Source organism: Emticicia aquatica (assembly GCF_923079645.1).
GTDB lineage: Bacteria > Bacteroidota > Bacteroidia > Cytophagales > Spirosomataceae > Emticicia > Emticicia aquatica.
Window position 1 is genome coordinate 1,633,451 of the sequence record NZ_CAKLPY010000001.1, and the last position, 23,814, is coordinate 1,657,264.

Annotated in this window: 19 protein-coding genes; 4 read left to right on the top strand and 15 right to left on the bottom strand. The window is 32.5% G+C overall.

Annotation, left to right across the window (positions count from 1 at the left end):
• Nucleotides 1-28 precede the first annotated feature (28 nt).
• Both MJQ71_RS07040 and MJQ71_RS07045 read right to left on the bottom strand, forming a co-directional pair.
• Entirely contained in the window at nucleotides 29-1,492 is a 1,464-nt protein-coding gene (locus MJQ71_RS07040; protein WP_238805808.1) for an MBOAT family O-acyltransferase, read from the bottom strand.
• A 14-nt stretch (nucleotides 1,493-1,506) separates the two neighbouring features.
• Entirely contained in the window at nucleotides 1,507-2,466 is a 960-nt protein-coding gene (locus MJQ71_RS07045; protein ID WP_238805811.1) for a hypothetical protein, read from the bottom strand.
• 130 nt (nucleotides 2,467-2,596) lie between these two features.
• Between MJQ71_RS07045 and MJQ71_RS07050 the strand changes: the two genes are divergently transcribed.
• The gene (locus MJQ71_RS07050) at nucleotides 2,597-3,817 is read left to right on the top strand and encodes an ABC transporter permease (RefSeq protein ID WP_238805815.1); all 1,221 of its coding nucleotides are present in this window, start codon (nucleotides 2,597-2,599) and stop codon (nucleotides 3,815-3,817) included.
• Between the two features lie 62 nt (nucleotides 3,818-3,879).
• On the opposite strand, the gene MJQ71_RS07055 is transcribed toward MJQ71_RS07050, so the two are convergent.
• From MJQ71_RS07055 to rbfA, 5 genes are read right to left on the bottom strand one after another with little or no spacing between them, the layout of a single operon-like run.
• A complete protein-coding gene (locus tag MJQ71_RS07055) occupies nucleotides 3,880-5,082 on the bottom strand; it encodes a nucleoside permease (protein ID WP_238805817.1) in 1,203 nt (400 codons plus the stop codon).
• A 56-nt stretch (nucleotides 5,083-5,138) separates the two neighbouring features.
• The gene (locus MJQ71_RS07060) at nucleotides 5,139-7,637 is read right to left on the bottom strand and encodes a M1 family metallopeptidase (protein ID WP_238805819.1); all 2,499 of its coding nucleotides are present in this window, start codon (nucleotides 7,635-7,637) and stop codon (nucleotides 5,139-5,141) included.
• Nucleotides 7,638-7,668: 31 nt separating this feature from the next.
• Nucleotides 7,669-8,808, bottom strand: a complete 1,140-nt coding sequence (locus MJQ71_RS07065) for a hypothetical protein (RefSeq protein WP_238805820.1) — start codon at nucleotides 8,806-8,808, stop codon at nucleotides 7,669-7,671.
• A 34-nt stretch (nucleotides 8,809-8,842) separates the two neighbouring features.
• Nucleotides 8,843-10,048 carry an ABC transporter permease gene (locus MJQ71_RS07070; protein ID WP_238805822.1) on the bottom strand — a complete coding sequence of 402 codons (1,206 nt, stop codon included), beginning with the start codon at nucleotides 10,046-10,048 and terminating at the stop codon, nucleotides 8,843-8,845.
• Nucleotides 10,049-10,095: 47 nt separating this feature from the next.
• Nucleotides 10,096-10,467, bottom strand: a complete 372-nt coding sequence (rbfA, locus tag MJQ71_RS07075) for a 30S ribosome-binding factor RbfA (protein WP_238805824.1) — start codon at nucleotides 10,465-10,467, stop codon at nucleotides 10,096-10,098.
• Between the two features lie 199 nt (nucleotides 10,468-10,666).
• Here rbfA and MJQ71_RS07080 point away from each other — a divergent pair, with 199 nt between their 5' ends.
• The gene (locus MJQ71_RS07080) at nucleotides 10,667-12,076 is read left to right on the top strand and encodes a hypothetical protein (RefSeq protein WP_238805826.1); all 1,410 of its coding nucleotides are present in this window, start codon (nucleotides 10,667-10,669) and stop codon (nucleotides 12,074-12,076) included.
• A gap of 47 nt (nucleotides 12,077-12,123) precedes the next feature.
• On the opposite strand, the gene rpiB is transcribed toward MJQ71_RS07080, so the two are convergent.
• Nucleotides 12,124-12,552, bottom strand: coding sequence for a ribose 5-phosphate isomerase B (rpiB, locus tag MJQ71_RS07085; RefSeq protein WP_238805827.1), 429 nt, complete (start codon nucleotides 12,550-12,552; stop codon nucleotides 12,124-12,126).
• Nucleotides 12,553-12,783: 231 nt separating this feature from the next.
• Here rpiB and MJQ71_RS07090 point away from each other — a divergent pair, with 231 nt between their 5' ends.
• Nucleotides 12,784-13,512, top strand: coding sequence for an LOG family protein (locus tag MJQ71_RS07090; RefSeq protein ID WP_238805829.1), 729 nt, complete (start codon nucleotides 12,784-12,786; stop codon nucleotides 13,510-13,512).
• Between the two features lie 65 nt (nucleotides 13,513-13,577).
• Here the strand turns inward: MJQ71_RS07090 and MJQ71_RS07095 are convergent, their stop codons facing one another.
• The 7 genes from MJQ71_RS07095 to MJQ71_RS07125 form a co-directional block, all read right to left on the bottom strand.
• Complete coding sequence (locus tag MJQ71_RS07095; RefSeq protein ID WP_238805831.1) at nucleotides 13,578-14,003, bottom strand: BrxA/BrxB family bacilliredoxin; 426 nt, start codon at nucleotides 14,001-14,003, stop codon at nucleotides 13,578-13,580.
• Nucleotides 14,004-14,106: 103 nt separating this feature from the next.
• On the bottom strand, nucleotides 14,107-14,418 hold the full coding sequence (locus MJQ71_RS07100) for a DUF59 domain-containing protein (RefSeq protein ID WP_238805840.1): 312 nt from the start codon (nucleotides 14,416-14,418) through the stop codon (nucleotides 14,107-14,109).
• A gap of 38 nt (nucleotides 14,419-14,456) precedes the next feature.
• Nucleotides 14,457-14,876 carry a SufE family protein gene (locus MJQ71_RS07105; RefSeq protein ID WP_238805842.1) on the bottom strand — a complete coding sequence of 140 codons (420 nt, stop codon included), beginning with the start codon at nucleotides 14,874-14,876 and terminating at the stop codon, nucleotides 14,457-14,459.
• A 29-nt stretch (nucleotides 14,877-14,905) separates the two neighbouring features.
• On the bottom strand, nucleotides 14,906-16,129 hold the full coding sequence (locus MJQ71_RS07110) for a cysteine desulfurase (protein ID WP_238805844.1): 1,224 nt from the start codon (nucleotides 16,127-16,129) through the stop codon (nucleotides 14,906-14,908).
• A gap of 117 nt (nucleotides 16,130-16,246) precedes the next feature.
• Nucleotides 16,247-17,017, bottom strand: a complete 771-nt coding sequence (locus MJQ71_RS07115) for an O-methyltransferase (protein WP_238805845.1) — start codon at nucleotides 17,015-17,017, stop codon at nucleotides 16,247-16,249.
• A gap of 68 nt (nucleotides 17,018-17,085) precedes the next feature.
• Nucleotides 17,086-19,623, bottom strand: coding sequence for an ATP-dependent Clp protease ATP-binding subunit (locus MJQ71_RS07120; RefSeq protein WP_238805846.1), 2,538 nt, complete (start codon nucleotides 19,621-19,623; stop codon nucleotides 17,086-17,088).
• 120 nt (nucleotides 19,624-19,743) lie between these two features.
• Nucleotides 19,744-20,385 carry a WbqC family protein gene (locus tag MJQ71_RS07125; protein ID WP_238805847.1) on the bottom strand — a complete coding sequence of 214 codons (642 nt, stop codon included), beginning with the start codon at nucleotides 20,383-20,385 and terminating at the stop codon, nucleotides 19,744-19,746.
• Nucleotides 20,386-20,497: 112 nt separating this feature from the next.
• On the opposite strand from MJQ71_RS07125, the gene MJQ71_RS07130 reads away from it, so the two are divergent.
• Nucleotides 20,498-23,794, top strand: coding sequence for an OmpA family protein (locus MJQ71_RS07130; protein ID WP_238805848.1), 3,297 nt, complete (start codon nucleotides 20,498-20,500; stop codon nucleotides 23,792-23,794).
• Nucleotides 23,795-23,814 lie beyond the last annotated feature (20 nt).

Consider the following 23,814-nt stretch of genomic DNA (forward strand, 5'->3'; position numbering starts at 1 on the left):
TCTTTTTATATCAAAAATCAACCAACAATTAGAATTGAAAATAAATAAATTGTGCAGGCTTGTCAAAAACGCCTAAAATAAAAAACAACATGATAAAAACATAATATACTGCCCAACGAATAACTGGCGATTTTGTAGCAATTAGCTGGCGAATACTTTTATCTCTTTGGATATAATGGACGATTTCCATGAAAATAATCAGTCCAACGGCAAGACAGAACTCAAAAATTGTAAATCCAAGAAATACATTTTGCGAAACATAATCAAAATTTAAAAGCTCACTAAATGTTGGAAGATTTGTGAATAGATGACTCACCAAATGCCAACACCAACTCATTTCAAGATAACTTGCTCTAAAAAATATCCATGCAAAAGCTACCAAAACAAAAGTAATTGATATTTGAATAGTTTTAAATACGAAAGGAAATTTTGTCAATTGTAGCTTTTCATTGATAAAACTACGTGGTTTTTGTGTTACAACTGCTCCAATTAAATATAATCCGTGCAATGCTCCCCAAATAATGTAATTCCAATTGGCTCCATGCCACAAACCACTCATTGTAAAAACAAAAAATAGATTAAAATAACGTCGATAAACCCCTACCCGATTTCCACCCAATGGAATATATAAATAATCACGAAACCACGTTGAAAGTGAAATATGCCATCTTCTCCAAAACTCTGAAATACTTTTAGAAAAATATGGTCTGTCGAAGTTTTTCATTAACTTAAAACCCATCACTTCGGCTGTACCGAGAGCAATATCCGAATAACCTGAAAAATCACAGTATATTTGGAATGAGAAAAAAAACGTTGCCACAATGATTGGTACACCTTCATACTGAGTTGGTGTATCATAAACTTTATTGACAAATAAGGCAAGACGGTCAGCAATCACAACTTTTTTAAATAATCCCCAAGCCATTAATTTCAAACCACTTGTAACTCGCTGATAATCAAACGTTTGGACTTGATAAAATTGTGGTAATACATTTTGCGGTCTTTCGATTGGCCCCGCTACTAATTGCGGATAAAACATTACATATAATGCATATAAGCCAAAATGTTTTTCAGCTTTCTGATTTCCACGAAAAACTTCAATCGTGTAGCTCATTGCCTGAAATGTATGAAATGATAAACCAATCGGTAATACAAAATCAAGTATTTTATAATGAGCAATATCGCCTTGAGCTAAAGCAACGATAACAAAATTAGTATATTTAAAAAAAGCTAAGACGCCAATATTTGCTACTAAACTCATTATTAAAAACCATCGTCGGCGTTTTCCCTCTGATTTTTCGATAAGAATTCCCGCATAATAATCAACTATAATTGTAAAACCCAAAATCAATAGATATTCGGGTTTGAATGTCATATAAAAAACACAACTTGAAACCAATAACCACCACCATCGATGTTTGTGTTGAAGTAAAAAATATATTATTGTTACAACTGGAAAAAAGAAAACAAATTCAATTGAATTAAAAAGCATATAAATGGGGTGTATTAATTATCATTTTTTTTCAGTAATTCTATCACTTTTTGGGTACGAATATCCGCTCCATTTTTGGTCAAATGATAAACCATATCCTGACATAAACTATCAACAAAAACAAAGTCTTCGGGTTTACCTAAAATTGGAAAAAGTGCATGTTTCTTTAACTGTTTATCTAGTTTTTCAATAATTTTTTTGTCAAATTGATAAGAAGACTCTGCATACGAAGGATAGGTATAATAAACTTTTACCCCTATTTTTTTCATTTTGCTATAAAAAGCATTCATATCAACGATAGCACTATCTAAGCTTGCTTTATCATTAATTACCGCTCTCGGAATAACTTTCAATCGTGGATTATTATGATGACTTATCAAATCGCCCGATTCATTTAATGCTCCTCTAAAAAAAATGCTCGTTGTATCAGAAACACTAAAAGTAGTCACTTCCTGTTTTAAGATTCTTTCAAGAAGTAATTTAAAAGCTGAAACTCGAACAAGAGAATTTGCTCCAATAAATTGAAAAATATTATCGTAAGTAAACCATTCTTTGGCTTTAGGAAAATATTTCATCATTTGTATTTTTTCGCCCAAATTACCCTTACTTTCAACGATGTATTCAAATCCCATAATCACGGTATCACCAGTATGCAATTGTGGCGAAATTTGTTTCAACATAAAATCAGTCCCATAATCATAATGAAGTGCCATATTGACAACTGGTTGCTGAAATGCTTGCTCAATGAGTTGACTGTTAATTCCATAGGCGAAATTTGATCCAGCAATCAACACAATTTTAGGAGATTTCAGATTTTCCAGTCTTTTATATTTATCAATAATTGCAGCTTTATAAGAAGTCTTTAAGTCGTGTTTGCCAAAAGGGTCAAATCGATAAGCTCCTTCAATCGAGCCTAAAGTTAGAAAAAGTAATAAGCATGCTTTTAATGAAAATTGTTGTACTTTTTTATTCATTTCTAAGTAGTATATTCGTCTGGTCTGTTATTTAATGACCATTTATGCGGAAAATAATTAAGATTCTAGAACTAAAAATGATAGTTTTGTAAAAAATCGTTTCTAACTTATCATTAGATTTATAATTATAATGAATTTACCTCGGTTTATTGCTCAAAGAATCCAAAAAACTAACACCACAACTTTTACTTCTACGGTAACCAAAATCGGTATTTCGAGTATTACCATTGGTTTGGCAGTAATGATTATCTCATTCAGTATTTTAATTGGCTTCAAACGAACAATCAGAGATAAACTTTTTAGTCTAAGTTCTCATATTCAAGTAAGCAAAATTACATTGAATCAGTCGTTTGAAGAAACGCCAATGCCAATAAATACAAAATTTTATCAAAATTACAGAAAAAACCCAAAAATAAGGCATGTTCAGGCAGTTGCCAACAAGGCTGGACTTTTAAAATCTTCAGAAGAACACACAGGAATCGTAATTAAGGGCGTTGGAAAGGATTATGATTGGGCAAGTTTTTCAGAAAACTTGGTAGAAGGCCGAAAAATCAATTCAAATGATTCGACTTATTCAACAGAAATAATTATAAGCAAAAAAATTGCGACACAGTTAAAAATCAAACTTTCGGACGAAGTGATGATTTATTTCATACAAAACCCTCCACGCATTCGAAAAGTGAAAGTTGTAGGTATTTATGATACTGGTTTGGAAGAATTTGACAAAAACTTCATTTTAGGCGATTTGGCTTTAGTGCAAAGAATGAACGATTGGAACGAAGAAACAGCTGGACATTATGAGGTTTTTCTGAATGATTTTGACCAACTAGACATCGTTTCAAGGCAAGTTTTTGATGATATTGACCAAGATATGCAATTATTAAAAGTTACAGAGATGTTTCCTGCAATTTTTGATTGGTTAAACTTAATGGATAGAAATATATTTGTTATCATCGCTTTGATTTTGGTCGTCGCAAGTTTTAATATGATTTCTGTACTTTTAGTGATGATGATGGAACGTACACCGATGATTGGCTTATTAAAAGCGTTGGGTTCTGACAATGCAAAAATTCGTAAAATATTTATATTCAACGGATTAACAATTATTATCAAAGGTATAATTTATGGCAATATTATTGGAATCGGGTTCTGTTATTTACAATATTTGTTCAAAGTAATTCCACTTGATTCAGAAAGTTACTACATGAATTATGTTCCAATTTCATTCAACTGGCTCACAATCTTAATCATAAATATCGTTACAATCGTTTTAGTTTTGGGTGTAATAACGATTCCAACTTTTGTAATTTCACGCATGAAATTAGTAGAATCCTTAAAGTTTAAAAGTTAAACCAATAAAAAAAGCCTCATTAAAAGTTTAATGAGGCTTTTTTTATTAAAATACGAATATTTTTAGGCTTCTGTTCTAGTATTATCTTTAAAAACTAAGATAAAAAGAAGTAGAACAATGGCAGAAATTGCCGCTGGAACCATCCAAACTGAAGTCCAATCATGTGTGCTTACTTCACCTACTTTAGTGGTATATTTGTCCAACACTTTACCTGAAAGCACAGAACCAATTCCCATACCAATTCCGTAGGTTGCTAAAGTAATTAAACCTTGAGCAGAATTTTTGATTTTTTCCCCAGCTTTGTTATCAGTGTAAATTTGCCCTGTTACGAAGAAGAAATCGTAGCAAACGCCATGCAGAATAATCGCTAAATACAACATCCACTCTGAAGAAATCCCATCGCCATAACCAAAACATACAAATCTTACAATCCATGCGATTAATCCCACAATCAACATTTTTTTGATACCAAATTTGCTTAAAGCAAAAGGAATTAATAGCATAAATCCAACTTCAGAAACCTGTCCTAAAGACATTTTATTTTCAACATTAGTCATGTTTGACTCCGTTAAAGAAAGATTCGCATGAGCATAATAGAAAGACAAAGGAATACAAACTAAAATTGAGCAAATGAAGAATATTGAAAATGACCTATCTTTAAATAATACAAAAGCATCTGTTCCTAAAATTTGACTGACAGATGTAGCTTTAGTAGCTTTTGGAGGAGTATTTGGCAATGTAAATGCAAAAATTGCCCAAGCAATCGAAGTAAACATAGCAATTTGGAAAATTGTAACTTTATCACCAACAGCATAAAATCCAATAATATTTGTAATCACAATCCAAGCAACAGTTCCAACCACTCGAATTGCGGGAAATTCCTTTTCAGGATTTTTCATTTGGTTCATCGCAATTGAGCTTGATAATGCTAAATTAGGTGCAAATGTTAAAGTATAAGCCAAAATATACCAGAAAAACGTATCAGGGTCTTGATTCTGAATAAGAAAATAAAGTATAATTGCCCCTAAAATATTTAAAACTCCCATCACTTTTTGGGCTGAAAAAAAACGGTCAGCTATCATTCCCATAAAAAAAGGAGCAACTATCGAAGCAATTGAAAAAGTGGCATAAGCATTACCAATTTGGTCTCCTGTTGCATGAAGAGTAGTAAATAGATACTTACCCATTTGACCGTACCAAGCTCCCCATGTTGAAAACATGAGAAACATCATGACCATTAATTTAATTCGTACCGTAAGATTCATAGTGGTTAAAATTGGTTAAAAATGAATAATAATTAGGTTTAGATAGAACTTTAAACTTATAAATTATTGAATTGTTTATATATTTTCTGCAAACGTTCATCTCGTTCGACTGCGATTATTTCTTTCATTAATCGTTTTACCTCTCTATTTTCCTCAATTAAACTCAATGTTTGCATTCCAGCAAAACGCACATACCATTGGGTATCATTTTTAGCAATTTGAGAAAGTAAGGGTAAACTTTTTAATTGAATTTCAGTCGACGATTTAACTAAGTAAGTACCAAATATACCCAAAACTTGATATAAATCATTACCTTTCATTTTAGTTAAATGATTTATAAACCAATCATATCGCAATGGAGAAGCCTCTTCAGCAAAATAATTTGCTACCGAAGCAAAAATATTTGGATTAGTTGACGTATCAAATTTCAAGGCAATCTCAATGGCATCTGAAGGATGGCTTGCAAGTAAAGCTTCAATTGCCGCTGCTTGAACCGTATAAGAGGAATCAGTCAAAGCATCTCGGAAAAGTTTGTCGTTTTGTGAGTTTAGAAAGCCTTTCATTGCCAATATCGCATCAGCTCTAACATAGGAACGTTCATCGTGAATAACTCTATACTGTAATGCTTTTTCTACTTCTAGAAACTCGTCTCCATCATAATCAAACAATTTTTGAACTGCAAATTGTCTAATTCTCCAAAATTTATCTTTTGTTGCATCAATCAATAAGCGTCTGATATTTTTTTCAGCAGGTGGATTATAAAATGTTGTATCATCTTCTGGAATATAAGTCAATGTCTCTAAAACATTCAATTTGGTAGCAATTCCTTCAGCATTATAGTATTGATAAATCAATTCATCTTGTGATTTTTGATGTTCAATTTTTCCAACAAAAATATTTTCTGGGTCTAACAAAACCATTTTGGGTGAAGATTTCACTAGTATTTCAAAAGTCTGGTTAGATTTTTCAACTAAGATTTCTTTAGTAAACTGCTCATTTTCGGTCTTTACTAAAACTTTCATAGGCAAACGATAAATCGTTGAATAGGTCGTATCCTGTGTCTGTTTTACATTTAATTTCAACTTTCCATTCTCAAAGCTATGCGAAACTTGTAATTCAGGATGACCTGCTTTAAGAAACCATTGGTCAAAAAACCAATTTAAATCTTCACCTGTCACATTTTCAAAGGCGATTCTTAAATCTTCTATCTCAGCATTTTTAAATGCGTGTTGATTGAGATATAGTTTTAATGATTCAAAAAAAGCTTCATCGTCGACTTGTTTTCTCAAAAGATGTAAAATTCGCCCACCTTTTGCATAGGAATGCGAATCAAACATATCTTCTTTATCCAAATATCTAAACCTAATCAATGGTTCTCGTTTTTCTTTTGCTTCATCTAAATATTGATTCAAAGCAATATTAGCCACTAATTCGCCTTCATCTTTACCATATTTATGTTCTGCCCATAAATATTCGGCATAATCTGCAAAGGCTTCATTTAAAGGCAGATTTGCCCAAGACTCACAAGTTACCAAATCTCCAAACCAATGATGAAATAATTCGTGTGCAATTACGCCGTCATCATTATCATCAACCAACTGATGGTTATCTTTCTGAATAAAATCTCCATGAATTGTTGCTGTTGTATTTTCCATCGCTCCCGAAACATAATCTCGAACAGCAATTTGAGCATATTTTTCCCACTGAAATTTTACACCTAACAATTTTTCAAAGAAAACAATCATTTCGGGGGTTCGACCAAAAATATTGAAAGCAAATTTTTCAAATTTGGGTTCGACATAATAACTAACTTCAAAATCTTTATAAGAAGGGTCAGTCACTTTCTTAAAATCACCGACCGCAATCATTGTCAAATAAGGCGAAGATAGCTTTGATTGTTTCCAATAATCAGTTCTTGTGCCATCTGCATTTTGTTTGGATGAAATGAGTTTACCGTTTGAAAGTGTTGTAAATTTATTATCAACTGTTAAGAAAATTTCTTGTGTCATTTTCTGATTTGGAGAATCAATCGTTGGAAACCAACAAGAATTTGCTTCTGTTTCACCTTGGGTCCAAATTTGTTGCGGTTTATCTAAATCAGTTCCTTGTGGATTGATAAAATAAAGGCCTTTGTCGGCAGTTATGGCTGCACTTCCTCCGATTGGTAGCTCATTAGGTTTGGCTACATACACAATCTGAATCGTCAAAGTATCTCTTCTAGTGAAATTTTGTCCTAAATTAATAGTCAAAACTCGTTTATCATACGTATAAGTTAAAGCTTTATTTTTTAGTATAACTTCCTGAATATCAAAGCCTTTTGCATCTAGCTTCAATTTATTTTGAGCATAGAAATGAGGCTTGAAAGTTATAGTCGCTTTACCAAATAAATATTGTTTGCCCCAATCTGGCTTTAATTCCAATTGCGTATGGATGAGGTCATTTTCAATCGTTTTCGCACCATTGTATATTCCTTGAGCAGGAAGTATTTTGTTGATTTCTTGGCTAAAGCTACTTAAAGCGGCGATTGATAATATTAAAATCAGCGAAAATCTCATTGATAAATGACAAATTATTTATAATTGCGTTTTACTTTTTTCTTCTTTTTTTTTCTGCAACCAGTTTACTTGGTTTACGAAAATCGGTAAAAAAATGTTCTTCTACTCTTCTAAGAGCAAATCCATCATCAAAAAGTTCTACCGAATATGTCCGTTTAAACTTAAAGTCATCCAAACTAGCATATCCCCCTTTAAGAGTCAATGTGAATAGATTATTTTCAGCATCATAAAACCACGACGTTTCGTCTGTATCAATATCGAGAAAATCAACACCCGCACAAACTCTTACTTTTGGGTCACTTTCATAATCATATTCAATCTTTGCATCAGGCATTAAACGCATCACCAAATTGTTGATTGTTAATTTTGATTCATCATAAGGAGTTAAATAAATATCGCCTCTTTCAATTTTATTTTTGACCAAAATCCAACGTTTATTTTTATCGAATAAGTCCTTGTTTTGTTCAAAATAATTAATTTTTGATGGTGGTAAAGAAGTTATTGGCTGTGTTTCGACCAAATTATCTGATTTCAAAACCTTCGCTTCGGTCGAAGCAATTAATTGATTTTCAGAAACTGGTTTTGGTTCTACCTTATCAATTGAAATATTTTGTGAAGCCTTTGGCTGTATTCTTGCAGGATAAATATTTTTTGTAACTGGCTTATTTTTAGATAAAATAACAGCCGAATTCTTCTTCTTAGTTTCGGCAACGACTATTTTTTTATGTTTTAAATCTTCAAAAAAAACGTCTTTTTCTTTTATCAGAATGAACCCATCAGTTACTGGTTCGATTTTATATTCACGCTTAAACTTAAAATCATCAATACTTGCATAACCACCTTTTATTGTCAAAGTACATATATTAGTTAAAGTATCAAAAGTCCATGAACTTTCATCGGTATCAATATCAAGGTAATTTATACTTGAACTTACAGGAAAATTTGGATTAGTTTCGTAATCATAAGATATTCTTGCATCTTTATCAAAAGACAAAACCAAAGTATTGACCTTTAGTTTTGATTTTTTATAAGAAGTTAAGAAAATTTCGTTTTTTTCTATTCTATTATTGACTAAAATCCAACGATTTCCTTCTTTAAAAAGAGGAGTATTTTGGGCTTTTAATGAGAAGAAAGATAAACTTAAAATACCGATTTTAATAAAGTTATTCATTTAGTTTCAGTAAATACAATTCAAAATCGTTTAATTATAGATTGTTTGCAGCACGTTTTGCGGGTAAATAAGATGCCAATAGCGTAATAATAATAATGGCAACAGCCGTCAAAATGAAGTCTAAAACGTGCATTTTTACTGGATAAGCATCAATAATTGCACTTTGCATACCCATTTTTACAAAACCGTACTTTTCTTGAATAAAACAAATTATTCCTCCCAAAATCAAGCCCACAATAGCTCCAATAAATGAAACCAATGCTCCTTCTGAGAAAAAAATTCTTTTCACAAGACTAGCATCTGCTCCCATAGCGAAAAGGGTTTTAAGGTCTTGTTTTTTATCAATTACGAGCATTGTTAAAGAAAAGAAAATATTAAATGAAGCAATGCCAATAATGAACACTAATGCTATAAAAATGAATAGTTTCTCGATTTTTATAGCCCTAAAAAGCGTGGCGTTTTGTTCATCTTGATTTTGAATCAGGTATTTTTCGCCCAAAATACTTCGTATTTTATCTTGAGTTTTAGCAATATCAACATTAGGTTTCATCTGGACTTCAATCGCACTTCTACGATTTCCATATTCGGTCAATTGTTTTGTAACTTCAATCGGAACATAAACAAAGTCATCATGAAACTGCTCTAAAGAATAAACGCCCGAAATATTAATCAATTGCCTATTAATATTATCATCTGGGTTTAAGGAAATTGTTTTTTTATTGCGAGGATACCAAATTTCTAAAGGTTCAATAACATTTTGCAATGAAATATTCAAGGCAGCATAAACATTTCCTCCAATAAAAGCATAATCAACACTATCTTTTGTCAACACAAAATCGCCCTCAACCAATGATTTTTTAAGCGAACTATTTGCCTGAAAAGTCGTATCAACACCTTTCAATGTTACCACCATTTGGGCATTTTCGTATTTAACCAAAGCATTATCCTGAATCACTTCGGTTACGTACCAAATATCTTTTATCGCTTTTATTTGTTCTAACTTTGTTTTGTCCAAAAGAAAACTTTTACCCTCTTTGGCAGTAATTCTTATATCAGGGTCAAACGATTTAAAAATCTTGCGATTCAAATCTTCTAATCCATTAAAAACCGATAAAACGATGACCAATGCCATTGTTCCAATGCCAATTCCAAGCATCGAAATAATCGAAATAAAATTGATAAAACTCTTCTTTTTTTTCGAGAAAAAGTACCTTTTGGCGATTAAAAATGAAAGATTCAAAATGTTTCAGATTAATTTAGAAGATTAAATTAAAAATTCCATTTGATTTACTCTTCGTCAGCAGGTGCTGGAGGAATAACAATATTCGCAAAAAGTGCGTCCATTTTTTGAGCATATTCAGCAGTATCATCTATATAAAATTGTAAAAAAGGTACAATTCTTAATTGATGTCGTACTCGTTCACCCAAGTTATTTCTGATAACTTTACTGTTTTCTCTAATAATTTGCAACAAGCCTTCACGGTCTTTAGTCAATAAAAAGCTTAAATATACCCTCGCAATGGCAAGGTCAGGTGTTATTTTCACATCAGTAATTGTAACAAATGCTCCATCAAATAATTGCTTCAAATCTTTCTGAAAAATCTCTCCCAAATCTTTCTGTATTTGCTTTGCTACTTGTCTCTGTCTTTTCGATTCCATTTTTTTGTTAATTTCTAAACTCTAATAAAAGGAAGTATTTAATTCACTTTTTCTTCAAAACGTAGAATTTATTAAAACTTCCGCTCAATCATTCATTATTTTATGCAAATATCCGCAAATTTTCGGGTTAATTAAAGTAAAGTTTCTCACATCAACTACTTTTTTCATAACTTTGTGGGATAAACTAATCTTTACGACCTTGCTAACATTTTTTAGATTAAATTCATTATTCCATATTTTTTCACTGCTTTTCTTGGTTGTGATTGTCAAGCTGCCATTTTTCGGAGAAAAGTTACCCCTTCTTCTGCCCGAATTAGAATGGATGCTCGTTGGTGAAAAAATCCATAAAGGGAGTTTTCTTTATAAGGAAGTTTGGACAAACGTAGGGCCATTTTCAGCACTTGTATATTGGGCAATTGATGCTTCCTTTGGTAAAGTTCAATATATTTATGAATTTATTGCAATACTAGTTGTTTACTTCCAAGCATTATATTTCACTTTTGTTTGTAATACTCGACAAACATTTCTTGAAAAAAACTACGCTCCTGGGCTTATTTATGTGCTTTTGATGAGTCTTTCTTTTGATATGAGTAAACTTTCGCCAGTATTATTATCAACTACTTTTCTGTTGTTTGCTTTCAATAAACTAATCAAACAAATGGAACGTAGAGAAGGGGTTTCGGATGAAGTATTTGAAGTCGGCCTTTACATTGGTATTGCAGCATTGTTTCATCAACCATCATTAATTTTTATTCCTTGGAGTATTGCAAGTCTAATCTTTTTCACCAATGCAAATCTTCGTCAACACTTTTTGGCTTTACTTGGCTTTATTTTACCTCTATTTTTGACTGGTTTATATTTTTATTTTTACAATAGTCTTGACGAATTCAAATACAACTGGTTCAGTGGAATTTTCAAAATCAAACAATATAGTTTAGAAGATTTCAAAAGTGCCTTGATTGCCATTACAGTTCCATCAGCATTGACTATTTTAGGTTTTTTACGTCAAACTCGTGTAAGTAGATATAACAGTTATCAGCAGCGAACGCAACAAATCATGTTAATTTGGGGAATCACAGCTCTATTAGCTTTATTTCTTTCACCGAATGTTGCTCCGATGCAATTTATTATCTTAGTGCCTTGTTTTGCATTTTTCATCACTGGTTTCTTTTTGCATGTAAAAGGTGCTTTTATGCCTGAAATACTTTTTACGGTACTCTTTATTTTTATTGTGTTTTTTCAATTTCAAGGAGTAACACCTTTGTTCGGAAAAGGATTTGAACAACTTGCTGATATGCGAGTAAAACCGCAGGAATTACCCGAATTAATGAAAGGACAAAAAATGTTAGTTATTGGAGAACGAATTGATGAATACCGTTTTGGTGAATCTGCAACGTGTTACCTCAACTGGGATTTATCAAAAATTGACTTAGAAAACCCCGATAATTACGAAAGTATCATCAATATTTTTGATAACTTTAAGAAAGACCCACCAACCATTATTATTGATAAACAGAATGTTATTCCCAAGATTTTTATGAGAATTCCAGCGTTAGCTTCAGATTATAAATCAACAAATTTGAAAGGAATTTATCAAAGGAAATTTTAACAAAAAAGGTCATTAATGGAATATATCCTTAATGACCTTTTTACTAATTAGCAAGCAATTTTATCAGCTCTGCGTCCATGTCTTCCGCCTTCAAAAGGAGTAGTTAGAAAGGTTTTAACACATTCTAACGCTAGTTCAATATCAATAAAACGTGCTGGCAAACAAATAACATTGGCATTATTATGTTGGCGAATCAACTCTGCTACTTCAACATTCCAAGCTAAACCTGCCCTGATTCCTTTATGATGATTGGCAGTCATACAAACGCCATTTCCACTACCACAAATCAAAATGCCAAATTCATATTCACCATTTTCTACTGCACTTGCCAATGGATGTGCAGTATCTGGATAATCCATAGATTCTGGCAAATAAGGACCATAATCTGCCGTTTCAAAATTTTGTTCTTGAAGCCAACGAAGAATTATTTTTTTGTATTCAAATCCAGCGTGGTCACCTGCAATCGCTACTTTCATTATTTTAAATCCCCATCCTTCTGAGAAGAATTTTTGTTATAAATTTTACTTATTTTGGGGTTATTTATCAAAGTAAAATTCATTTTTTTTATTTTAAACTTTTTTGTGCAAATATACGTTTTCAATATCCAATTCTTCTCAAAAATTAGAGAAGAATTGTTTTTTTAGTAAATAAAATTTACCTTCAACGATAAAATAGTAGCTATTTTGATACAACAAACAAATAAAAATATGACAGAAAAAGTAATTGAACTCAACGAAGAAGAACTTATTCGTGAAGCATTTGAAGAAAAAGGTTGGAATGAAATTCAAAGCCAAGACTCATGGCAAATATTAAAAACAGTGGCAGAATTCGTGGATGGATTTGACCGATTAGCCAAAATTGGCCCTTGTGTAACTATTTACGGCTCGGCAAGAACCAAACCTGAACATAAATATTATTTACTTTCGGAAGAAATAGCAGCAAAATTAGTCGCAAAAGGTTATGGTGTAATTACAGGTGGTGGGCCAGGCGTTATGGAAGCTGGTAATAAAGGAGCAAGTTTAAATGGTGGAAAGTCAGTTGGTTTGAATATTAAACTACCATTTGAACAAGTACCAAATAAATATGTCGACCCAGATAAAAGTATCAATTTTGATTACTTTTTCGCAAGAAAGGTTTGTTTTATGAAGTATTCTCAAGGTTTTGTGGTAATGCCTGGTGGATTTGGCACTTTAGATGAATTGTTTGAAGCTTTAACGTTAATTCAAACTAAAAAAATTGCTCGATTCCCAATTGTTATGGTTGGAAGTGAATATTGGAAAGGATTGCTCGACTGGTTAAACCAAACGATGTGTGAAAGAGAAAAAAATATAAATCCAGAAGATATGAATTTGATAAAACTTGTAGATACAGCAGAGGATGCTGTCAAAGTAATTGATGAATTCTATGGCAAGTACTTATTAAAACCAAACTTCTAATTACTAAAATATATGAATTAGGGATGAATAATAAATTTAAAAATTTATTATTCATCCCTAATTTTTTATGCTTCTTCAGCACAGATTTCATCAAAAACTGCAGATAAATGCGATGCAATCATTTCTGCCGAACGACCTTCAATGTGGTGTCTTTCAATAAAATGAGCAATTTCTCCATCTTTAAAAATCGCAATTGCAGGCGACGATGGCGGAAATGGAATATATGAACGCATTTGTTGAACAGCATCTGTATCTACACCCGCAAATACGGTTACTAATGAATCAGGTTTCAGTTCTGACCTCTGCAAAGCTAACTTCACACCTGGACGGCAAGTACCAGCGGCACATCCACAAACTGAATTAATAACAACCAATGAAGTTCCTTCTTGGTTGGTCATAAAATTATCTACATCTGACGGTGTCAGTAATTCTTGAAAACCAGCATTTACTAAGTCGGCTTTCATGGGTGCTACTAAATGAGGAGGATACATAATATTCAAACCCCCGACCCCTAAAGGGGAGTTTTAAATTGTTAATTTTATTGCTAACTAGCTAAAAAGAGAGGGGTCAAAATCCCTTTTCAGTAGATAGTTTTTACATAAATCCGAGTTCGAGTTTCGCAACTTCTGACATCATTTCGGTTGAATAAGGTGGGTCGAAAGTAAGTTCAACACTCACATCGCTTACACCTTCAATTTCACGAATTTTCTGTTCAATTTCAACTGGAATTGATTCAGCAGATGGACACGAAGGTGAAGTCAGTGTCATTAAAACATAAATATTATTTACAGGAAATACTTTTATGTCATAAATCAAACCTAATTCATACACATCAACTGGAATTTCTGGGTCATAAACCAGCTTTATTGCCTCGATTACTTTATCTTTTAATTCTTGGTCAGTCATCTTATTTAATTCAAAATCAAAAATATATGAGTTTTTACTTAATCATTTGCCTGATAGGCAATTGCGTAAGCTTTCATTTGTTTAACCATTGAAGCCAATCCGTTTGAGCGAGTTTGGGCCAAATGACTTGCCAACCCAACTTTATCAATAAAATATAAATTGGCGGTAGCAATTTCTTCTGGTGTATGATTTGTCATTACTTTTACTAGCATACTCACCAAACCTTTCACAATAATAGCTTCACTATCGGCTTCAAAAAAAAGTTTTCCATCTTTTTTGTAAGCGTGTAACCAAACTATTGACTGACACCCTTTAATAATATTATCTTCATTTTTATACTCATCGGCCAACTTAGGTAATTTTTTTCCCAAATCAATAATGTATTCGTACTTTCCTTCCCAATCATCAAAGAGGTCGAATTCTTCAATTATTTCGTCTTGTATTTCGTTTATGGTCATATTCAACATGCTCTAATGTGCCTTTGCACTTACAAAACCATTTTTTTAACTTTATGAATTCCTGCTACTAGTTTATCAATTTCTTCGATAGTATTATAAACAGCAAAAGATGCTCTTGAAGTTCCTGGAATTTTCAAACGACTCATCAAAGGTTGAGTGCAATGATGTCCAGTTCGAACAGCAATTCCTTGTTGGTCAAGAATAACACCAACATCTTGCGGATGAATTCCATCCAAAACAAACGAAATTACTGAAACTTTTTCTTTTGCTTGACCCACAATTCTTAACCCTTCAATTTCACTCAATTGTTGCGTGGCATATACCAACAGTTCGTCTTCGTAAGCAGCAATATTTGCTTTTCCCAAGCCATTAATATAATCAATAGCAAATTTTACTGCTACAACATCGGCAATATTTGGTGTTCCAGCTTCAAATTTATAAGGTAATTCGTTATAAGTTGTTTTCTCAAAAGTAACTTCTTTAATCATTTCGCCCCCTCCACGATATGGAGGCATCGCATTCAAAAGGTCTTTTTTTCCATATAAAGCACCCATTCCAGTCGGTCCAAATATTTTATGGGCAGAAAAAACATAGAAATCAGCATCCAAAGTTTGTACATCAATAGTAATATGTGACGCAGCCTGAGCACCATCAATTAAGACCTTCGCCCCTACTTCATGAGCTTTTTCAATAATAATCTTAATTGGATTAATCGTACCTAAGGCATTAGAAACATGTACGACCGAAACAAATTTTGTTTTTTCTGAAAGCATTTTTTCATACTCTTCCAAAATCAAATCTCCATTGTCATCAATTGGTATTACTCGAAGAATACAACCTTTTTCTTCACAAAGCATTTGCCATGGAACAATATTTGAATGGTGTTCCAAAGTACTGATGATAATTTCGTCACCTTCTTTCAAAAATTTTCTACCATAAGTCTGTGCAACCAAATTAATTCCATCAGTTGTGCCGTATGTTAAAATAATTTCTTCTTTATATTTTGCGTTCAGAAATTGTTGAATAGCTGTACGAGATTCTTCAAAAGCTGATGTTGCTTTTTCAGCTAAAAAGTGAATTCCACGATGAATATTTGCATTGTAATGTCCATAATAATTAGCCAATGCATCCAAAACCACTAATGGTTTTTGTGTTGTTGCGGCATTATCAAAGTAAACTAAGTTTTTACCGTTAATCTTTTCATCAAGAATTGGAAAATCTTGACGAATTTTATTTATATCTAAAATTGACATATTCTATAATTTTCTTTCAAATAATTCATGATTCAAGCCATTATAAGCAGCTAAATCACTCCACATAAAAAACAACAAACAAGTAAAGATTTTAGTTTGGAATTATTCTAAATTAAATTAAAATTTTAGCACGAAGTTTTGCTTTGGTTGTTTCTTCCTAAAAAAAACAATGCCTATCCAAAATAAATCAATTGAAATTACGACCGATTGATGATTCTTTATATATTGCCAAGCTCGTTTCATTTCTTCAGACCAATAAATATCATCAAAAATAAAACAACTATTTTCATTAATTTTACTAAGACAAAGCTCAAAGTACCTAATAGTTGGCTCAAAACGATGATTTGCATCAAAAAACACAAAATCAATCATATCCAATTCATCTAATTTTTGAGGAAGTGTTTCATCAATATTTCCAACAATGACATCAATATTTTTGATTGCTAAATTTTCAAAATTGGCTTTTGCAATGTCGGCTGTTGTGGAGCATCCTTCAAAACTGAAAACTTTATTTTCAATACTACTCTTGGCTAAATATGCCGTTGTTAATCCGAAAGAAGTTCCTAAATCTATAATATTTTTATATTGATAATGCTTAATAATTCGATAAAACAATTGGGCAAACTTCGGTTTTTTCAATGAATTTCTGGCAATATCTTTTATTAATCGTTTATTTGTTATATTCAATTTTGAACCAGCCCCAAAATCTGAAATTTCAATTTCATTATTATTAATTAAAAGTTCTTGCCTTAATTTCTCGATTGAATTGTAAGCAGAATATTGATTTTTATCTTTTAGAATTTTAGTGTAGCACTCAAATAAAAAAGGAGAATGTAACGAATGCTCGTCTTTTGCTTTGAACAAATATTTAATGTAGTCATAAATCATGATGCAAAAATAACAAAAAAGCACGACAGATTGTCGTGCTTTTTATGGAGAAATGAATTTCTCAAACTTTATTTTTCGATTGTTTCTTCTGCTTTTGAGCGACCAAAGGTAAGCGTTTCACCCTCACCACTAAAGTCAACCAAAATAGTGTCACCTTCTTGAACATCCCCTTTCAAAATCTCTTCTGCGAGTGGGTCTTCCACATATTTTTGAATGGCACGATTCAATGGTCTTGCTCCGTATTGCTGGTCATAACCTTTATCAGCCAAGAAATCTTTAGCTTTTTCGGTCAATTCGATATGATAACCAATATTTGTGATACGAGCCACCAAGCGGCCTAAAGCAATATCAATAATCTTGTGAATATCCTCTCTGCTCAAAGAATTGAATACGATTACGTCATCCAAACGATTTAGGAATTCAGGAGAGAAAGTCTTTTTCAAAGCATTTTGAATCGTACTTTTGACCATTTCGTCTTGATTATCAGTACGAGATTTTGTAGCAAAACCAATTCCTGAACCGAAATCTTTTAAATCACGCACGCCAATATTTGAAGTCATAATAATAATTGTATTACGAAAATCAACACGGCGACCCAAGCTATCTGTCAAAATACCATCGTCCAAAACTTGTAACAAGATATTATAAACATCAGGATGTGCTTTTTCAATCTCATCCAATAAAACTACTGAATAAGGTTTTCTACGAATTTTTTCAGTCAATTGACCACCTTCTTCATAACCAACGTATCCTGGAGGAGCTCCAACCAAGCGAGAAATACTAAATTTCTCCATGTATTCGCTCATATCTATCCTGATTAAAGCATCTTCTTTATCAAATAAATATGTAGCAAGCGTTTTGGCTAACTCTGTTTTACCAACACCTGTTGGGCCTAAGAAAATAAACGAACCAATTGGTTTTTTAGGGTCTTTCAAACCTACTCTTGTACGTTGAATCGACTTAACTAATTTTTCAACTGCTGGGTCTTGACCAACAATTCTTCCACGAAGTGCATCACCCATTTTGAGAATTTTTTCCCCCTCATTCATTCCAACTCTCTTCACTGGAATACCAGTCATCATTGCGACTACATCCGCAACATTATCCTCGGTTACTGTGTAACGTTTCGTTTTAGCTTCTTCTTCCCAAGCAATTTTTGCTTTGTCGAGTTGTTCTAAAAGTTTTTTCTCACGGTCACGAAGTTGAGCAGCTTCTTCATAGCGTTGGCTCTTCACAACCTGATTTTTTTCTTTTTTGATTAACTCAACTTGTTCTTCTAAGAATATAATATCTTGAGGAACAGAAATATTATTGATGTGAACTCTTGCACCAACTTCATCTAACACATCAATCGCTTTATCAGGAAGATAGCGGTCAGTAATATATCTTTCAGATAATTTTACCGCAGCCTCTAATGCATCTGGAGTATAACTTACATGATGATGGTCTTCGTATTTATCTTTGATATTATTTAAAATCTCGATAGTTTCATCAATTGAAGTCGCTTCAACCATTACCATTTGGAAACGACGAGCCAAAGCTCCATCTTTCTCAATATATTGACGATATTCGTCTAAAGTGGTTGCACCAATGCATTGAATATCACCACGAGCTAAAGCTGGTTTGAACATATTCGAGGCATCCAACGAGCCACTCGCTCCTCCTGCTCCAACTATTGTATGAATTTCGTCAATGAATAAAATTACATCAGGCGATTTTTCTAATTCATTCATAACCGCTTTCATTCGCTCTTCAAACTGTCCACGGTATTTTGTACCAGCAACTAAAGAAGCTAAATCAAGCGTTACGACGCGTTTTCCAAATAAAATTCTTGAAACTTTTTTCTGTACAATTCTTAAAGCAAGACCTTCAGCGATAGCAGTTTTACCAACGCCTGGCTCACCAATTAAAATTGGGTTATTTTTCTTACGTCTTGAAAGAATTTGAGCAACACGCTCTATTTCTTTTTCACGTCCAACAATCGGGTCTAATTTTCCAGCTTCGGCAAATTTTGTTAAATCTCTTCCAAAGTTATCTAAAACAGGCGTTTTTGATTTTTCAGGATTTTTTTGGTCACCTCTTTGTTGAGAATATCCGCCTGTACCACCACCAAAAATTCTTTCGTCATCATCATCAGTTTCAGGACGCTCCATGACTGGTTTTTGACCTGTCAATTGATATTCAAGCATCTCTTTTGTTTGCTCGTAGTTAAGACGGAATTTTTGTAAAATTTGTCCACCAAGGTTATCTCCATCACGCAAAATTGCAAGCAAAAGATGCTCAGTTCCAATTAACTGCGATTTAAAGATTTTAGCCTCTAAATGTGTAATTTTTAAAACTTTTTCGGACTGGCGAGTAAGGGGAATATTCGCCAAATTTTTGATATTGTTTGTTGCAGTGCCTTTGGTGGCCTGTTCAATTGTGATGCGTAGTTCGTCAAGTTGTACGCCCGAATCTCTCAATAAATTCAGAGCAATACCCTCACCATCTCTAATCATCCCCAAAATCAAGTGTTCGGTTCCGATGTAATCATGACCTAGTCGGAGAGCTTCTTCACGAGCTAAGGTGATGATTTCTTTGACTTTTTGTGAAAATTTTGGCTCCATTTATTTAATGTAGAATGATGAATAAAGAACTAAGAATGTTTACGAAATAAAAATATTATGTAGAACACCTTAATTTCAATTGTTTGTTTTGCAATATAACGGTTTATTGATAAAGTGTGTTCAATTAGAAGCAGATTTTTTTAAAATTTCTAGTGCCTGATTTCCACGACAAAACAATAAATCTAATATTGATAAATTTGGCACAAATTCATTGCCAAAATTTTGTTGGTAAGGTACTGGATTATAAAAAAAGTCTCTTTCAATCAGTTTTTTGGGATTTATAGTATTTCTTGCGTCAAAAATGCCTAAATCAAGCTCTTTTTGGTAAATTTCAGTCTGACGAATTGTCTTATTGACTCGCATTAATTTAAGACAAATTGTCAGGAATTCATAATTTGTATCCCACAAAAAAACGTTTTTTTTCTCGAAAATATTTTGAAAATAATCAGAATAAAACTCAAAAAAAGGCGATTTCCCATACGCTGCACGAATAGTTCGCCAATGATTGATAGTCCAACGTTGGCTATAATCAATTTTTACATCCTTAATTAAAGTTTTTTTATTTCCATCCAAAACTGGAATAATTAGCATTTCTTGTTTATTTGCACCAAGAATATGGCAACGATTTCGATAAGACTGTTTGTGATAATTTTCATTGCTTTCCAAAATAATTTCATCAAAATGGAGGATGCAATTGAAAAATTCAAGGCAAGGTAAATATTGCAAATCAATCACAACTGTCTGCTTTTCAAGTGTTTTCATTCAGCAAAAAAACAAATTTTCAAAAAATTATACAATTCATTTCGTCTAAACCGTTAAAATGAATAGATTTTTTCAGAAATTTGTAGTTAAAGCATATCCTTTCCCAAAGAGCATGACGAGATTTTTTACTATTTTATATTTATATGTTGCGGCCACGAATTTTGTAGTAATGGACAGCACATTTTTTGTTAGCAAAAAAAACACAACTGAAACTTTTATTGAAATCCCATTAAGTTTATCAGCCCGTGATAAGCGTTCGGATATTCAACTGAGGCCAAAATTTACGGTAATTTCTGTAACTGGTGGAAATGTTATTCCTTTGAAAGAAGTGGAAGGTCGATTTACTGTTTATGTAAAAAGTGGAGAATCTTATAAAATTGTAGCCGAATTAGAAGGATATCACACCAAAGAGAAGATTCAAGTTATTGCACCCGACCAAGATAAAGAAGGTTTTAATGTTGTTTTAGATATGGAACCTCAGCCTTCGGCATCACTCATTTTAAAGGCGATTGACGATGCGACTGGAGACTATGTTGATGCAACATTTACTATTTCAGTAGGTGACAAGGTATTTACGGGTCAAACAAGCAGGCAAGTGCCATATTATAGATTAGTTATTACAAAAGCTGCCGTATATAATGTTGATGTAACAAGTAATACTCACAAACAAAAGAAAGAAAGTTTTGCCTTGGAAGTTGGCGAACCCGCTCGCTCCTACAATAAAGAGATTAGATTAGAAAAACCTGAAAATGGCGTAAAAATATTAATTGTTGGAGAAGATACTGGCAAAGCTTTGAAAGGAGTAAATTTGAATATTTTTAATGTAACAGATAATACTCAATTCTTTGATAATCTTCTACCCGAAGGTGAAGCAGTAGTTGAATTCAATCCTGCGAAAAAATATTTAGCTACTATATCATCAGAAGGTTACTCACCATTAAAACTTGATCTAAAAGCCACCAACCAAAAAGAATATGTTATTAAACTTCCTTCGGAAACATATGTTTCCCTTGGTGCATTTGACCGTCTTTCGGGCAAAAGATTACCTGCAAATTTCAAAATAACCTACAAAGATAATCCTCCAAAAGAAATCAAAGGTACGTTAGATGGCGATATTAGGTATAAACCTATTGATAAAGGCCTTTATCAAATTGAAGTTTCTTATCCAAATTATGCAATAAAAAGAGAATCACTTAATTTAGAAAACCTCTCGGCTGGAAAAGTTTTTTTTAAAATAAATCTGGAAAGTACGGTTGACGAATACGTTATTTTGATTAATGATGCGGAAGATAAACAAATGATTCCGAATGCTGATGTAAAGATTTTTGATGAAAATAAAGAGCAGATTCCAGTAAAACTTAATCCTAAAACTGGTGAATATAAGATTGTACTTGAAAAAAGTAAAGACTATTTTTTACAAGTTGAAGCCAATGAATACGTCAAACAAAGCGGTACACTCCAACGAAGTACCAGTAAATTGATTGGGATAAATATGCAAAAAGTCTTTCAAACAGTATTTTATTCAGCAATTGACGGCATCACTAAAAAACCAATTGAAGCAAAATATAAGTTGATAAGACCCGAACAAGAACCGCTAATTGGCGTTTCAGATGGCAATAAACAATATAAAATTGACCTTTATCCACAAAAACCCTATATCCTCGAAATTGAAGCAGATGGTTACAAAACTGTCAGTGAAAACTTACTTTTTTCAACAGCAAAATCGGATAAAGAAGTTACAAAAACTATCGAATTACAAAAAGACGCTTATTCTATTACATTTAAAGTAATTGATGCACAAAAAAAGCAAGCCATTAATAATGCAAAAATTGCAATTTTAAATTTATCAACGAGTCAGCCTGTAATTACTACTTCAGATAAAATAGGTTTTACAGCGAGTCTTGTTCCAGGAAATAATTATTCTGTAACAGCCGAGGCCGAGGGCTATGAAAAGTCAGCTCAAAATATTAATGCGAGAGATTTAGCAGCTAGTAATCAGTTTGAGCAAGAAATCCCACTTTTCAGAAATGCCATAGAAAAATACAAATTATTAGTGCAAGATGAAGACAAAGGCAGCAATGTTTTGGGAGCGAATGTACGGGTTTTTAATTCTGCGAACGAACCAATTGCCATCACTGCCAATCCTTTGGCATCGGAATGGTTAGCTGAATTAAAAAATGAAGAATCTTATAATGTTGAAATTAAGGCAGAAGGATATTTAGCTTATCGAGGAGCATTGCCAAAATCTTCAAATAAAACCATTAAACTTAAGATTAAGAAAGTTCCTACAGAAGAAGTTGTTTTTATGCCAATTGATGCCTTAACAAAAAAATCTGTTGTTGCAGAATTTAAACTTACTACTGGCGGTGAAATTATAACTGGCTCAATGGCGTCGGGTGGAACAAGAATGAAAGCTTCAATTATTCAAGATAAAAGTTATGAATTGGAAGTTACAGCCAATGGATATAAAACGTTCAAAGACATTGTAAATCTTTCTAAAGTTACTAATGGAGAAGTTGCCGTTTTGATGAAAAAAGAAATGTATTCTTTTAATTTTAAACCGCTTGATGCCAAAAACAGAGTACCAATTCCCAATATTACATTGAAACTTTCTGATACAGAAAACCAATCTATTCCAACAAAGTTTTCAATAGAAACACAAGAATTTCAAGCAAATTTATTAGCTGATAAAAAATATTCGATTGAAGTAAATGCCCCTGGTTACGAACAATATGGTGAGTCTGTTGATGTCAATAGTTTAGCTACCAGTTCTGATTTTAAGCGTGATATTTTCATGACAAAAAAAGAAGTTGAAAAAAAAACTGAACCTAAAAAAGAAGAACCAATAATTGTTGAAAAGAAACCTGAGCCTCAAAAGAAAATTGAAGCAAAAGTGACTGAACCAGAAAAATTAATTGAGAAAAAAACTGAACCAGTTGTTACAGCCCCAAGTACCAAAAAAATAGAAAAAAAAGAACCCGAAAGAAAGTATGAAGATAATGCCGTAGTTATTACAGATGAAGATTTTAAGGTTAAAGTTGAGGTTTTTGAAAACTTAGGAATCGGAAAAAGATTTAGATTGAGTAATTTATATTTTGAACAAAGTAGTTCACAAATTAAGCCACAGTCATTCCCTCAATTGGATAAACTTGTAAATACAATGAAGTTGAATCCTAAAATGAAAATAGAAATTGTTGGTCATACAGATAATAATGGCGACCCAAGATTAAACCTTGCATTATCACATTTTAGAGCTACCGTAATTTCAAATTATTTATTCAATAAAGGTGTCGCAGCGAGTAGAATCAAAGCTATTGGTAAAGGGCAAGATGAACCAATTGCTCCAAATGACAATGATGAAAACAGAATCAAAAATAGAAGAGTAGAGTTTGTTATAACTGATAATTAATATTCTTTTCTTAGAGATAT

Bases quoted from the DNA above. Each gene is read 5' to 3' on its own strand.
- MJQ71_RS07040 (WP_238805808.1), bottom strand. From the start codon at position 1,492: ATGCTTTTTAATTCAATTGAATTTGTTTTCTTTTTTCCAGTTGTAACA.
- MJQ71_RS07045 (WP_238805811.1), bottom strand. From the start codon at position 2,466: ATGAATAAAAAAGTACAACAATTTTCATTAAAAGCATGCTTATTACTT.
- MJQ71_RS07050 (WP_238805815.1), top strand. From the start codon at position 2,597: ATGAATTTACCTCGGTTTATTGCTCAAAGAATCCAAAAAACTAACACC.
- MJQ71_RS07055 (WP_238805817.1), bottom strand. From the start codon at position 5,082: ATGAATCTTACGGTACGAATTAAATTAATGGTCATGATGTTTCTCATG.
- MJQ71_RS07060 (WP_238805819.1), bottom strand. From the start codon at position 7,637: ATGAGATTTTCGCTGATTTTAATATTATCAATCGCCGCTTTAAGTAGC.
- MJQ71_RS07065 (WP_238805820.1), bottom strand. From the start codon at position 8,808: ATGAATAACTTTATTAAAATCGGTATTTTAAGTTTATCTTTCTTCTCA.
- rbfA (WP_238805824.1), bottom strand. From the start codon at position 10,467: ATGGAATCGAAAAGACAGAGACAAGTAGCAAAGCAAATACAGAAAGAT.
- rpiB (WP_238805827.1), bottom strand. From the start codon at position 12,552: ATGAAAGTAGCGATTGCAGGTGACCACGCTGGATTTGAATACAAAAAA.
- MJQ71_RS07090 (WP_238805829.1), top strand. From the start codon at position 12,784: ATGACAGAAAAAGTAATTGAACTCAACGAAGAAGAACTTATTCGTGAA.
- MJQ71_RS07095 (WP_238805831.1), bottom strand. From the start codon at position 14,003: ATGTATCCTCCTCATTTAGTAGCACCCATGAAAGCCGACTTAGTAAAT.
- MJQ71_RS07100 (WP_238805840.1), bottom strand. From the start codon at position 14,418: ATGACTGACCAAGAATTAAAAGATAAAGTAATCGAGGCAATAAAGCTG.
- MJQ71_RS07105 (WP_238805842.1), bottom strand. From the start codon at position 14,876: ATGACCATAAACGAAATACAAGACGAAATAATTGAAGAATTCGACCTC.
- MJQ71_RS07110 (WP_238805844.1), bottom strand. From the start codon at position 16,129: ATGTCAATTTTAGATATAAATAAAATTCGTCAAGATTTTCCAATTCTT.
- MJQ71_RS07115 (WP_238805845.1), bottom strand. From the start codon at position 17,017: ATGATTTATGACTACATTAAATATTTGTTCAAAGCAAAAGACGAGCAT.
- MJQ71_RS07120 (WP_238805846.1), bottom strand. From the start codon at position 19,623: ATGGAGCCAAAATTTTCACAAAAAGTCAAAGAAATCATCACCTTAGCT.
- MJQ71_RS07125 (WP_238805847.1), bottom strand. From the start codon at position 20,385: ATGAAAACACTTGAAAAGCAGACAGTTGTGATTGATTTGCAATATTTA.
- MJQ71_RS07130 (WP_238805848.1), top strand. From the start codon at position 20,498: ATGACGAGATTTTTTACTATTTTATATTTATATGTTGCGGCCACGAAT.